At 73.0% G+C, this 11,922-nt stretch carries 12 protein-coding genes; 5 read left to right on the forward strand and 7 right to left on the reverse strand.

The window, feature by feature from the left end; genetic code table 11:
* Positions 1-24 precede the first annotated feature (24 nt).
* Entirely contained in the window at positions 25-1,074 is a 1,050-nt protein-coding gene (locus SGLAU_RS13665; RefSeq protein ID WP_043501426.1) for a glycosyltransferase family 2 protein, read from the reverse strand.
* 74 nt (positions 1,075-1,148) lie between these two features.
* On the opposite strand from SGLAU_RS13665, the gene SGLAU_RS13670 reads away from it, so the two are divergent.
* Positions 1,149-2,672, forward strand: a complete 1,524-nt coding sequence (locus SGLAU_RS13670) for an LCP family protein (RefSeq protein WP_078957708.1) — start codon at positions 1,149-1,151, stop codon at positions 2,670-2,672.
* Between the two features lie 19 nt (positions 2,673-2,691).
* Here the strand turns inward: SGLAU_RS13670 and SGLAU_RS13675 are convergent, their stop codons facing one another.
* Complete coding sequence (locus SGLAU_RS13675; protein ID WP_043501429.1) at positions 2,692-3,258, reverse strand: acyl-CoA thioesterase; 567 nt, start codon at positions 3,256-3,258, stop codon at positions 2,692-2,694.
* 119 nt (positions 3,259-3,377) lie between these two features.
* Between SGLAU_RS13675 and SGLAU_RS13680 the strand changes: the two genes are divergently transcribed.
* The gene (locus SGLAU_RS13680) at positions 3,378-4,652 is read left to right on the forward strand and encodes an LCP family protein (RefSeq protein WP_167551852.1); all 1,275 of its coding nucleotides are present in this window, start codon (positions 3,378-3,380) and stop codon (positions 4,650-4,652) included.
* 70 nt (positions 4,653-4,722) lie between these two features.
* Here SGLAU_RS13680 and SGLAU_RS13685 read toward each other — a convergent pair whose 3' ends face one another.
* Complete coding sequence (locus tag SGLAU_RS13685) at positions 4,723-5,880, reverse strand: acyl-CoA dehydrogenase (protein WP_078957709.1); 1,158 nt, start codon at positions 5,878-5,880, stop codon at positions 4,723-4,725.
* Positions 5,881-6,064: 184 nt separating this feature from the next.
* Between SGLAU_RS13685 and SGLAU_RS13690 the strand changes: the two genes are divergently transcribed.
* Positions 6,065-7,408, forward strand: coding sequence for a UDP-glucose dehydrogenase family protein (locus tag SGLAU_RS13690; protein ID WP_043501431.1), 1,344 nt, complete (start codon positions 6,065-6,067; stop codon positions 7,406-7,408).
* Between the two features lie 88 nt (positions 7,409-7,496).
* Here SGLAU_RS13690 and SGLAU_RS13695 read toward each other — a convergent pair whose 3' ends face one another.
* A complete protein-coding gene (locus SGLAU_RS13695; protein WP_043501433.1) occupies positions 7,497-8,003 on the reverse strand; it encodes a CGNR zinc finger domain-containing protein in 507 nt (168 codons plus the stop codon).
* Between the two features lie 97 nt (positions 8,004-8,100).
* Here SGLAU_RS13695 and SGLAU_RS13700 point away from each other — a divergent pair, with 97 nt between their 5' ends.
* Positions 8,101-8,466, forward strand: a complete 366-nt coding sequence (locus SGLAU_RS13700) for a VOC family protein (protein WP_043501435.1) — start codon at positions 8,101-8,103, stop codon at positions 8,464-8,466.
* 22 nt (positions 8,467-8,488) lie between these two features.
* Positions 8,489-8,896, forward strand: a complete 408-nt coding sequence (locus tag SGLAU_RS13705; RefSeq protein WP_043501436.1) for a VOC family protein — start codon at positions 8,489-8,491, stop codon at positions 8,894-8,896.
* A gap of 10 nt (positions 8,897-8,906) precedes the next feature.
* Here SGLAU_RS13705 and SGLAU_RS13710 read toward each other — a convergent pair whose 3' ends face one another.
* The 3 genes from SGLAU_RS13710 to SGLAU_RS13720 all read right to left on the reverse strand — a co-directional run bounded on the left by SGLAU_RS13710 (position 8,907) and on the right by SGLAU_RS13720 (position 11,911).
* Positions 8,907-10,034, reverse strand: a complete 1,128-nt coding sequence (locus SGLAU_RS13710; RefSeq protein ID WP_043501437.1) for a dipeptidase — start codon at positions 10,032-10,034, stop codon at positions 8,907-8,909.
* A 121-nt stretch (positions 10,035-10,155) separates the two neighbouring features.
* Entirely contained in the window at positions 10,156-10,515 is a 360-nt protein-coding gene (locus SGLAU_RS13715; protein WP_043501439.1) for a MerR family transcriptional regulator, read from the reverse strand.
* Positions 10,516-10,717: 202 nt separating this feature from the next.
* Positions 10,718-11,911, reverse strand: a complete 1,194-nt coding sequence (locus SGLAU_RS13720) for a dipeptidase (protein ID WP_043501440.1) — start codon at positions 11,909-11,911, stop codon at positions 10,718-10,720.
* Positions 11,912-11,922: the final 11 nt, after the last annotated feature.

An 11,922-nucleotide genomic window follows, 5' to 3' on the forward strand; every position in this document is an offset into this window, starting at 1 on the left:
TCCGGGTCACCTCGGCGGCGGCGTTCAGCCGACCGTCACGTCCGGGCTGCCGGAGTCCCGCACGGCCGGCCGCCGGGACGCGATGACCTTCCTGGCCAGTGACTTGGGGCTGGTCAGGAAGCCGTAGCCCCAGGACATGTGCATGGTGGCGAGGGCGACGGGGATCTGCAGCCGCGCCTTGAGCGGCAGTCCCTTGCCCGCGGGCACGGACCCGGCGACGATCGCGGCGAGGTAGCCGCCGGGGATCACGAAGCCCCACGGGGTGAGCGCGGCGCCCACGACGAGGCCCGCCGCGATCGCGCAGACGGCGGTCGGCGGGGCCAGGTAGCGCAGGTTGATCGACCCGGAGTGGTAGCGGGCGACGACGTGCCGCCAGCGGCCGTAGTCCTTGTACTGCTTGGCGAGGGCCCTCACGCTGGGCCGGGGCCGGTAGGACACCTTCAGTTCGGGCGAGAACCAGATCAGCCCGCCCGCCTCGCGGATGCGGAAGTTCAGCTCCCAGTCCTGGGCGCGGATGAACTCCTCGTTGTAGCCGCCCTGCTGCTCCAGCGCCTCGCGCCGGAAGACGCCGAGGTAGACGGTCTCGGCGGGGCCCGCCTGGCCGCCGGTGTGGAAGGCGGCGTTGCCGACGCCGATCTTCGAGGTCATGGCGGCGGCGACCGCGTGCTCCCAGTCGTTCTCGCCCTCGGCGTGCATGATGCCGCCGACGTTCTGCGCGCCGGTCTCCTCCAGGAGCCGTACCGCGGTGGCGATGTAGTTCGGCGAGAGCATGCCGTGCCCGTCGACGCGGACCACGATCGGGTGCCGGGAGGCCTTGATCGCGGCGTTGAGGGCGGCGGGCGTGCGGCCGGTCGGGTTGGGCACGGTGTGCACCCGCGGGTCCTCGCGGACCAGCTCGGCGGCGATCTCGTCCGTGCGGTCCGTGGACGGACCGAGGGCGATCACGACCTCCATCTCGCCGGCGTACTCCTGGGCGAGGATCGCGTGGACGGCGCCGCGCAGATGCCGCTCCTCGTTGAGGACGGGCATGATCACGGACACGGCGGGGAGCTGCACGTCGGGCTTCGCGTTCATAGGGGCCTCACGTTACCGCGAACGGGGGACACCGGTGCGCCCCGCCGGGAGCGCTGCACCGGGCCGCAGATCGTATGGGCCTACGGTGCTCACGGTTCCCGCGTACGGCCGTCGTCCGGAGGTGTCCCGTGCCCGCACCGCCTCGGTCCCCGAGCCGGCCCGAGCATCGCCCGCAGGCGCAGCGCCGCGCGCCGCGTCCGCCCGTACGGCGGAAACGGCCGCGCTGGGCCGTGCGGGCGGTGACCGGCCTGTCGGTGGCGGTGCTGGCCTCGGCGGGGATCGGGCACGCGCTGGTCACCAGTCTTGACGCGGACATCTCCCGGGTCGACCCGTTCCGCGACATGAAGAACCGGCCCCACGCGGGGCACGGCATGAACGTGCTGCTGGTCGGCACGGACGGCCGGGACCGGATCAGCCCGCAGGAGCGGCGCCGCTACCGGCTGGGCGGGGAACCCTGCCACTGCACCGACACCCTCATGATCGTGCACATCTCGGAGGACCGGGAGCGGGCGAGCGTGGTGAGCCTGCCCCGCGACTCGTACGCCGAGCTGCCGCCGCACACCGACGCGACCACCGGCGAACGGCACCCGGGCCACCCGGTCAAGCTGAACGCGGCGTACGCGGAGGGCGGGCCGCGGCTGACCGTGCGCACGGTGGAGCGCCTGACCAAGGTGAAGATCGACCACTACCTGGAGGTCGACTTCACCAGTTTCATGAAGACCGTGGACGTGCTCGGCGGGGTGAGGATCTGCACGGTCCGGCCGCTGAAGGACCGCTACAGCGGCCTCGACCTGCCGGCCGGCACCCACACCCTGAACGGCGGCGAGGCCCTCCAGTACGTGCGGGCCCGCCACCTCGACGGCGCCTCCGACCTGGGCCGGATGCAGCGCCAGCAGCGGTTCCTCGCCGCGCTGATCGACCACGCGACCTCCTCCGGGGTGCTGCTGAACCCGCTGAAGTTCCGCGACGTGACCCGGGCGGTGCTCGGGTCGGTGCGGGCGGACAAGGGCTTCGGCACGGACGAGCTGCTGCACCTGGGCCGGGCGATGCGGGACTTCTCCCCCGCGTCGTCGGAGTTCACCACCGTGCCGATCGAGCGGATGGGCTACGACGTGAAGGGCGTCGGCTCGACCTTGAAGTGGGACGCGGCCAAGGCGGACCGGATCTTCCAGGCCCTGCGGGACGACCGCCCGCTGGCGGCGGCGCGGCCGAAGCGGGCCCCGGCGCGGGTGGTGGAGGTGGCCCCGCAGCAGATCCGCGTCCAGGTGGAGAACGGCACCCTGACCCCCGGCCTCGGCCGGCGGGCCGACGACGCGCTGGCGGCGACCGGTTTCCGCACGACCCGGCTGCCGGTGAACGCGGCCCGGCAGGACGTGCGGCGCACGGTCGTGGCGCACGACCCGCGCTGGGACCGCTCGGCGCGGTCCCTGGCCGCCGCCCTGCCCGGCAGCGAGCTGCGGGCGGTCGAGGGCCAGGGGGCGACCCTGAAGGTGATCGTCGGCGCCGACTACAAGGGCGTCGCCAAGGTCCGGGGCGAGACGCCGCGGCCACTCGGGGCGTCCTCGGTGGTGCGGGGCGACGAGGCGGGCTGCTCGTGAGGCGGCGCCCGCCCGGCGCTCAGTCCTCGAAGCCCTCCGCGGCCCGCCTCTCGCGCAGCTCCATGATCGCGCGGCGGCGGGCCAGCCGGTGGGTGCGGCGGATCTGGGCCTCCTGGTAGCGGCGCCGGTCGCGGTCCGTCTCGGGGATGACCGGCGGGACCCGGCGGGGCTTGCCGTCGGCGTCGACCGCGGCGAAGACCAGGTAGGCGGAGCCGACCTGGGTGGGCGGGGCGGACTCGTTCCAGCGTTCGGCGAGGACCCGGACGCCGACCTCCATTGAGGTCCGGCCGGTCCAGTTGACCTGGGCCTTGACGTGGACCAGGTCGCCGACGCGGACCGGCTCCAGGAAGGCCATCTCGTCCATGGAGGCGGTGACGGCGGGTCCGCCGCTGTGCCGTCCGGCCACGGCGCCGGCGGCGTCGTCGACCAGTTTCATGATCACCCCGCCGTGCACCGTGCCCAGCAGGTTGGTGTCGTTGTGGGTCATGATGTGGCTGAGCGTGGTCCGGGATGCCGAGGTGGGCTTGCCCGGGATGTCCGTCGCGTCCGGAGTTTCCGCCCTGGTGGCGCCGGCCTGGTCTGTCATGGCCTCTACCTTATGCCGAACCGCGATCCGGGAGATTTGTGTCGGGTTCGCAACAGCCAGGCCCCTGTTTTCCACGGAACCTTGTGGAGCACACAGCGGTGCCGGGCACACTGGGCTGCATGAATGACTGGCCCCAGGGAACGTCCGACGACAACCGCGGCCCGCGCTACGGACGCGGCAGCGCCGGCGCGCAGCCGGAAGGCGCCCGCGTGATGCGCCAGGTGCGGCGCGGCGGCCGGGCGGCGCCGCCCGCCTCGGGCCCCGGGGTGCCGCGGCAGCCGTCGTACGTCGACGGCGGCGAGGGCGACTTCGGCGGCTACGACAGCGGCTACAACACCGGGCAGGTCTACGGCACACCCGCGGGCCGGGGCCCGTCCGGTCCCGGTGGCTCCGGGCCGCGCGGACCGCGCCCCGCGCCGAACTGGCGGCGCCGCATCAAGGTGACCGCGATCACGCTCGCCGCGGTGCTGGTCGTCACGACCGTCGGCACGTACTTCTGGGCCGACTCCAAGCTCAACCGCGACGTCGACCTGTCCACGGTGATCGACCGCCCGGAGAAGGGCGAGGGCACCAACTACCTCATCGTCGGGTCCGACAGCCGTGAGGGCATGACCTCCGAGCAGAAGAAGCGGCTGCACACCGGGTCCTCCGAGGGCAAGCGCACCGACTCGATGATGATCCTGCACACCGGCGACAACGGCCCCACGCTGATCTCGCTGCCCCGCGACTCCAACGTCACGATCCCCGAGTTCCAGGGCTCGGAGTCGGGCAAGCGGCGGGCGGCGATGGGCGCGAACAAGCTGAACGCCGCGTACGCCATCGACGGGCCGACGCTGCTGGTGCGCACGGTGGAGTACAACACCGGACTGCACATCGACCACTACGTGGAGATCGGCTTCGCCGGTTTCGCGAACATCGTGGACGCGGTCGGCGGCGTCGAGATGGACATCCCGCAGGACATCAAGGACACCAAGTCCGGCGCGAACTTCGAGAAGGGCCGGCAGACCCTGAACGGCGAGGAGGCCCTCGCCTTCGTCCGCACCCGCTACGCGCTGGCCGGCTCCGACCTGGACCGCACCAAGAACCAGCAGAAGTTCCTCAACGCGCTCGCCAGCCAGGTGGCGACCCCCGGGACCGTCCTCAACCCGTTCAAGCTGTACCCGACCATGGGCGCCGGCCTGGACTCGCTCATCGTCGACAAGGACATGGGCCTGTGGGACCTGGCCTCCATGTTCTGGGCGATGAAGGGCGTCAGCGGCGGCGACGGCAAGTCGCTGAACATGCCGATCGCGGGCGACGCCGGCAACGGCAACCTCCAGTGGGACATGACCAAGGTCAAGACGCTGGTGGACCAGCTGAAGGCCGACGAGAAGGTCACGGTCTCCGGCAACTGAGCGCCGTACGACGCACCAACGGCCCCCGGCGGATCCGCCGGGGGCCGTTGCGCACTCCGGGCAGGCCGGGTTACGGCAGATTCCGCGCCATCACGATCCGCTGAACCTGATTCGTACCTTCATAAATCTGCGTGATCTTCGCGTCGCGCATCATGCGCTCGACCGGGTAGTCACGGGTGTAGCCGTAGCCGCCGAGGAGCTGGACGGCGTCGGTGGTGACCTCCATGGCCACGTCCGAGGCGAAGCACTTGGCGGCGGCGCCCAGGTAGGTGAGGTCGGCGTCGCCGCGCTCGGAGGCGGCGGCGGCCTGGTAGGTCAGGGCGCGGGCGGCCGAGATCTTCATCGCCATGTCGGCGAGCATGAACTGGATGCCCTGGAAGTCGGCGATCGGCTTGCCGAACTGCTTGCGCTCCTGGACGTACCCCTTGGCGTAGTCCAGGGCGCCCTGGGCGATGCCGAGGGCCTGGGCCGCGATGGTGATGCGGGTGTGGTCCAGGGTCTTCATCGCGGTGGCGAAGCCGGTGCCCTCCTCGCCGATCATGCGGTCGGCGGGGATGCGGACGTTGTCGAGGTAGACCTCGCGGGTCGGGGAGCCCTTGATGCCGAGCTTCTTCTCGGGGGCGCCGAAGGAGACGCCCTCGTCGGACTTCTCGACGACGAAGGCGGAGATGCCCTTGGAGCGCTTGGCCGGGTCCGTCACGGCCATGACCGTGTAGAACTCCGACACGCCCGCGTTGGTGATCCAGCGCTTCACGCCGTTGAGGACCCAGTGGTCGCCGTCGCGGACCGCGCGGGTCTTCATGCCGGCCGCGTCGGAGCCCGCGTCGGGCTCGGAGAGGCAGTACGAGAACATCGCGTCGCCCTTGGCGAGCGGCGTCATGTACTTCTTCTTCAGCTCCTCGGAGCCGGAGAGGATCACGGGGAGGGAACCCAGCTTGTTCACCGCGGGGATCAGCGAGGAGGACGCGCAGACGCGGGCCACCTCCTCGATGACGATCACGGTCGCCAGCGCGTCGGCGCCCGCGCCGCCGTAGGACTCGGGGACGTGCACGGCGTGCAGGTCGTTGGCGACGAGCGCGTCCAGCGCCTCCTGCGGGAAGCGGGCTTCCTCGTCCACCGCGGCGGCGTGCGGCGCGATCTTCGCCTCGGCCAGCGAGCGGACGGCGTCGCGGAGCATGTCGTGCTCCTCGGACGGGCGGTACAGGTCGAAATCAGCCGATCCGGCCAAGGTCTCTCACGCTCCAAGGACGCTAATTACCGTTAAGTAACACAAATTTTAGGGGCCTGGCCAGCTTCAGACCAGGTGACCTTGGCGACAGACGGGGGACGGAGACGGGGACGCGGGAAAGGTGCCCGGCGGGCGGCCCGACTATGCTCGGCCTCCGCACCACCGGCGGACCCCAGGAGCACCCATGGCCCTCAAGATCACCGTGATCGGCACCGGCTACCTCGGCGCCACCCACGCCGCGGCCATGGCCGAGCTCGGGTTCGAGGTGCTGGGGCTCGACGTGGTCCCCGAGAAGATCGAGATGCTGCGCCGCGCCGAGACCCCGATGTACGAGCCGGGCCTCGACGAGCTGCTGCGCAAGCACGTCGCCGGGATCGCGGGCTCCACCGGGCGGCTGCGCTTCACCACCGACTGGGCCGAGGTCGGCGCCTTCGGCGACGTGCACTTCGTCTGCGTGAACACCCCGCAGCGGCACGGCGAGTACGCCTGCGACATGTCGTACGTCGACGCCGCGTTCGCCTCCCTCGCCCCGCACCTGAACGGCCCCGCGCTGGTCGTCGGCAAGTCCACCGTGCCCGTCGGCTCCGCGGACCGGCTCGCCGCCTACCTCGCCGAGCACGCCCCGGCCGGCGGCGACGCCGAGCTGGCCTGGAACCCGGAGTTCCTGCGCGAGGGGTTCGCCGTGCAGGACACCCTGCACCCCGACCGGATCGTGATCGGCGTGCGCGGCGACCGCGCGGAGAAGCTGCTGCGCGAGGTGTACGCCACCCCGCTCGCCGAGGGCACGCCGTTCGTCGTCACCGACTTCCCGACCGCGGAGCTGGTGAAGACCTCCGCGAACTCCTTCCTCGCCACCAAGATCTCCTTCATCAACGCGATGGCCGAGGTCTGCGAGGCGGCCGGCGGCGATGTCGCCAAGCTGGCGGAGGCGATCGGCTACGACGACCGGATCGGCCGCAAGTTCCTGCGCGCGGGCATCGGCTTCGGCGGCGGCTGCCTGCCGAAGGACATCCGCGCGTTCATGGCGCGCGCCGGCGAGCTGGGCGCCGACCAGGCGCTGACCTTCCTGCGCGAGATCGACTCGATCAACATGCGCCAGCGCGGCCAGATGGTGGAACTCGCCCGGCAGGCCCTGGGCGGCGGGCCGTTCCTCGGCAAGCGGGTGGCGGTGCTCGGCGCGACCTTCAAGCCGGACTCGGACGACGTGCGCGACTCGCCCGCGCTGAACGTGGCGGGACAGATCCACCTCCAGGGCGGCCAGGTCACCGTCTACGACCCGAAGGGCATGGACAACGCCCGCCGGATCTTCCCGACCCTCGGCTACGCCGGCTCCGCCGTGGACGCGGTGCGCGGCGCGGACGTCGTCCTGCACCTGACGGAGTGGCGGGAGTTCCGCGAGCTGGACCCGGAGGTGCTCGGCGAGGTGGCGGCGGCCCGGATCGTCCTGGACGGGCGCAACGCCCTCGACCCGGAGCTGTGGCGCCGGGCGGGCTGGACGTACCGGGCGATGGGCCGCCCGACCGCGTAGCGGACGGCACGCACGGCGACGCCGGTTCGGCCGAGGCTCAGTCGGCCGAACCGGCGTCTGGTCGCATTCTGCACCAACTCCGCGCCGCTCACGCGCCCTTCGCCCGGTACCGGCGCATCTTCGCCCGCGCGCCGCACACCGACATCGAGCACCAGCGCCCGCGTCCGGCCGGGCTGCGGTCGTAGAAGGCCCAGTGGCACTCCGGCAGCTCGCAGGCCTTCAGCCGCTCCCAGGTGCCCTCGGTGAGGGCCTGCGCCACGGCCGCGGCGACCCGGGAGAGCAGCGGCCCGTCCTCGGCGGGCGTGAGGCGTGCCGAGCCGTCCCGCGGGTCGACGGCGATGTAGAGCGGGGCCCGTGCCAGCAGGTCGCCCAGCGGGGTGACCGGGCGGTGCGGCGGGTGCCCGGCGTGGGCGAGGCAGGTGGCGCGCAGCGACTCCCGCAGTTCCCGTACGGCGTCCAGGTCGTCCTCCGCGATCCCGAGCCGCTGCCGTGCCCGCGGCGTGTCGAGCTCGTCGCGCCCGGATCCCAGGTCGACCGTGTTGACCAGGGCCTCGACCAGGGCGAGACCGCCGGGTGCGGGCAGACGCTCATTCATGCTTGCGACGTTACCCGCACTGGGGGACCATGGGGTAACCGTTACCGGCTGACCCGTCCAACGGGTAACCGGTCGCACCCTCGACGAGGAGGAAGTCATGGCTCTCGCCACACTGGGCGTCGTCGTCCTGGACTGTCCCGACCCGCGCAAGCTGGCCGGTTTCTACGCCGAGGTGCTGGGCGGCACCGTGAAGGCGGAGGAGGACGGGAGCTGGGTCTCCCTGAAGCTGCCCGACGGCCAGGACCTGGCCTTCCAGGCCGCCCCGGGCTTCGTCCCGCCGAAGTGGCCGGCCGCGGACGCCTCCCAGCAGTTCCACCTGGACCTGGACGTCGAGGACCTGGACGCGGCGGAGCAGGGCGTGCTCGCGCTCGGCGCGACCGTGCTGGACGCCGGGGACCGCTCCCGCGGCTGGCGGGTTTACGCCGACCCGGCGGGACACCCGTTCTGTCTGTGTGCCGGCTGACCCACCGATACCGGAGGTGTCCATGACCCCCGCCGCCGTCTTCCGTTCCGTGGTCCTCGACTGCCCCGACCCGCGCGCCCTCGCCCGCTTCTACGCCGGGATCGTCGGCGGGGAGCCCGAGGAGACCGCCCCCGACTGGGTGGTCCTCCAGGTGCCCGGCGGTCCCCGGCTGGCCTTCCAGTCGGCGCCGGACCTGCGCCCGCCGGAGTGGCCGCGCGCCGACCGCAACTCCCAGCAGTTCCACCTCGACCTGGACGCCGGATCCACCTGGGAGGAGGTCGACGCGGCCGAGAAGCGGGTGCTGGCGCTCGGCGCCACGGTGCTCGACGCGGAGGACTACGAGTCGAAGGACTTCCGGGTCTACGCCGATCCGGCCGGGCACCCGTTCTGCCTGTGCCGGATCGAGCACCCCGGACAGGCGTCCGGCTGACGCGTCCGGCTCAGCCGTCCAGCTCCGCGATCTTCGCCGCCGACGGCGCCCGGCGCTGCTGCGCGGCCCGCGCCGTGAAGTCCGCGAGGCGCAGCACCCGCTGGACGTTCCCCCACGTCAGCAGCGCCAGGTCGGACTCGGTCCAGCCGCGGCGCAGCAGCTCGGCGATCAGATAGGGGAAGCGGGAGGCGTCGCCCAGTTCCTGGGGGTGGGCGACGCCGGCGTCGTAGGTGCCGGAGAGGCCGACGGACTCGGGCCCGGCCAGGGCGCGGACGTGGTCGAGGTGGTCGGCGACGTCCCGGACGGACGGGCCGGTCTGTTCGGCGGTCAGCGGCACCAGGCACAGGCCCTTGGCGGCGCCCAGCCCGGTCAGCAGCTCGTCGGGCAGGTTGGCGGGGTGCGGGCGCAGGCTGCGGGCGGCGGAGCGGGTGGCCAGCACCGGTGCCCGGGAGGTGGCGAGGATCCGGCGGATGGTCGCCTCGGAGGCGCCGGAGAGGTCGGCGAGCACGCCGAGCCGGTTCATCTCGCGCACCACTTCGCCGCCGAACCGGGTCAGCCCGGCCTCGCCGGCCCAGGAGGTGCCCGTGAGGGTGAGCACCCGCAGGCCGAGCGCGTGCAGCACCCGCAGCAGGCCGAGGGAGTCGTCGAGGGCTGCGGCGGTGGCCGGGCCGAGGACCACCGCGGCCCGTCCGCAGTTGCGGGCGTCGATGACCTGCCCGGCGGTGCGGGCCAGGCGCAGGCTCTCGGGGTGACCGGCGATCACGGTGCGGACCAGGTCGAGCTGTTCCAGGGTCGCGGCCACCGCCCGGTCGGCGGCCAGTCCGTCGGGCAGGTGCAGGGAGCAGAACAGCGCTCCGACGCGGCCCTGCCGCAGCCGGGGCACGTCGGTGTCGACGGCGCTCTCCCCGGTCTCCAGGTCGTACCAGGGCAGGTGGCGCAGGGCCCAGGGCAGGCCGCTGTAGCCGTCGGCGACGGGGTGCGCGGCGAGCAGGGCGCGGGCGCGGTCCAGCAGGCCGGCGTCGGGGTCGTCGCCGTCGCCGGGGGCGTGGACGTGGTGCGGGAAGGGTCCCTCCAGTGGCGGGTCGCCCAGCTCGCCGGCCTCGGGCGGGGAGTGCAGATCGTCCTGGAGTTCGGCCATCGCGGGCTCCTGACGTGCGCGGCGTTCGCTTACCGTCACCGTCGCACGGGTGCCCGGGGCCTACCCGGTGGGCATGGCGTTCGGGGGTACTCCCGGTCCGCGTCCCGGGCCCGGGGCCGGCTCATCGGTCCTGTGCCGCCTCGATCACCTGGTCCAGGGTGTCGCGGGAGCGCAGCAGGTCGCGGATCGTGCGGTCGATCCGGTCCCGCTCGGCGGTCAGCTCGGCGACCAGCCTGGGGGTGGCGACGGCGGACGGGCCGCCGTCGTCGTCGCGCATGCAGGGCAGCAGTTGCGCGATCTTCGTGCTGCTCAGTCCGGCCGCGAACAGCTCCTGGATGCGGATCACCCGGTCGACGGCGGTCTGGGGGTAGTCGCGGTGCCCGCCGGGCGTCCGCCCGGCCCGCAGCAGTCCCTGGGTCTCGTAGTAGCGCAGCGACCGCTCGCTCACCCCGGTGCGCCGGGCCAGTTCACCGATCCGCACGTCCCCTCCCGCGCTTGGGTCCCGGCCTCTTGTCAGGTTCAGCGTACGGTCGTGGCGCAGCCGCCGGGTGTCCCGGCGGGGACCGGAACCGGCCGTCCTTCCCGTTCCGCGCCGGGAACGCCGACCGCAGCGGCGGGCGCGTACGGCGGCCCGGCCGGCCGTCCGGACCGCCCGGCGCTCACCGGGTCCGGGCCGCGTCCGGCTATGCGCCCGGGCGGTCCGCGTCCAGTGTCTCGATGGTGGCGTGGGAGGCGGCGCGGGTGGCCTTCAGGTGCCGGGCCACGTCCTCCGCCGCGCCCAGCACCCGGACCGCGTTCTTCCAGGTCAGCTTGGCCAGGTCGGTCTTCGACCAGCCGCGGTCGAGGAGTTCGGCGATCAGGTTGGGGTAGCCGGAGACGTCGTCCAGGCCCTGCGGGGTGAAGGCGGTGCCGTCGTAGTCGCCGCCGATGCCGAGGTGGTCGATGCCCGCGGCCTCGCGCATGTGGTCCAGGTGGTCGGCGACCGTGGCGGCGGTCGCGACCGGGCGCGGGTGGCGCTCCTCGAAGGCGCGGTGCACCTTCATCGCCTCGGGGGTGGTGTCGAGGTGGTGGAAGCCGTGGGCGCGCATGTTCTCGTCGGCGGCGGCGGTCCAGTCGACGGCGGCCTGGAGCACGAACTTCGGCACGAACGTCACCATCGCGACGCCGCCGTTGGCGGGCAGCCGTTCCAGCACGTCGTCGGGGATGTTGCGGGGGTGGTCGCAGACCGCGCGGGCGGAGGAGTGGGAGAAGATCACCGGCGCGGAGCTGGTGTCCAGCGCGTCGCGCATGGTGGTGGCGGCCACGTGCGAGAGGTCGACCAGCATGCCGAGGCGGTTCATCTCCCGCACCACCTCGCGGCCGAACGCCGACAGGCCGCCGACGCGCGGTTCGTCGGTCGCGGAGTCCGCCCAGTCCACGTTGTCGTTGTGGGTGAGCGTCAGGTAGCGGACGCCGAGCGCGTACAGGCCGCGCAGGACGCCCAGCGAGTTCGCGATGGAGTGGCCGCCCTCCGCGCCCATCAGGGAGGCGATCCGGCCCTCACCGCGTGCGGCCTCCAGGTCCGCGGCGGTGAGCGCGGCGCGCAGCGCGTCCGGGTGGCGGTCGACGAGCCGCCGGACGCAGTCGATCTGCTCCAGCGTCGCGGTGACCGGGTCGGGCAGGTCGGAGCGGACGTACACCGACCAGTACTGCGCGCCGACCCCGCCCGCGCGCAGCCGGGGCAGGTCGGTGTGCAGGTGCGCGTCCTGGGGGACGGCGATGTCGCGGGCGTCCAGGTCGTAGCGGACCTGTTCGCGCAGCGCCCAGGGCAGGTCGTTGTGCCCGTCGACCACCGGGAACGCGCGCAGCAGTTCCCGGGCCTCCTCCAGCGAGGTCATCGCCGTCCCCT

The sequence above is a fragment of the Streptomyces glaucescens genome (genome assembly GCF_000761215.1).
Lineage (GTDB): Bacteria > Actinomycetota > Actinomycetes > Streptomycetales > Streptomycetaceae > Streptomyces > Streptomyces glaucescens_B.

What these genes read in the sequence shown, in the direction of transcription:
- SGLAU_RS13705 (WP_043501436.1), top strand. Translation starts at nt 8,489, where the DNA reads ATGACCCCCGCCGCCGTCTTCCGTTCCGTGGTCCTCGACTGCCCCGAC.
- SGLAU_RS13700 (WP_043501435.1), top strand. Translation starts at nt 8,101, where the DNA reads ATGGCTCTCGCCACACTGGGCGTCGTCGTCCTGGACTGTCCCGACCCG.
- SGLAU_RS13690 (WP_043501431.1), top strand. Translation starts at nt 6,065, where the DNA reads ATGGCCCTCAAGATCACCGTGATCGGCACCGGCTACCTCGGCGCCACC.
- SGLAU_RS13680 (WP_167551852.1), top strand. Translation starts at nt 3,378, where the DNA reads ATGAATGACTGGCCCCAGGGAACGTCCGACGACAACCGCGGCCCGCGC.
- SGLAU_RS13710 (WP_043501437.1), bottom strand. Translation starts at nt 10,034, where the DNA reads ATGGCCGAACTCCAGGACGATCTGCACTCCCCGCCCGAGGCCGGCGAG.
- SGLAU_RS13670 (WP_078957708.1), top strand. Translation starts at nt 1,149, where the DNA reads ATGGGCCTACGGTGCTCACGGTTCCCGCGTACGGCCGTCGTCCGGAGG.
- SGLAU_RS13675 (WP_043501429.1), bottom strand. Translation starts at nt 3,258, where the DNA reads ATGACAGACCAGGCCGGCGCCACCAGGGCGGAAACTCCGGACGCGACG.
- SGLAU_RS13665 (WP_043501426.1), bottom strand. Translation starts at nt 1,074, where the DNA reads ATGAACGCGAAGCCCGACGTGCAGCTCCCCGCCGTGTCCGTGATCATG.
- SGLAU_RS13695 (WP_043501433.1), bottom strand. Translation starts at nt 8,003, where the DNA reads ATGAATGAGCGTCTGCCCGCACCCGGCGGTCTCGCCCTGGTCGAGGCC.
- SGLAU_RS13720 (WP_043501440.1), bottom strand. Translation starts at nt 11,911, where the DNA reads ATGACCTCGCTGGAGGAGGCCCGGGAACTGCTGCGCGCGTTCCCGGTG.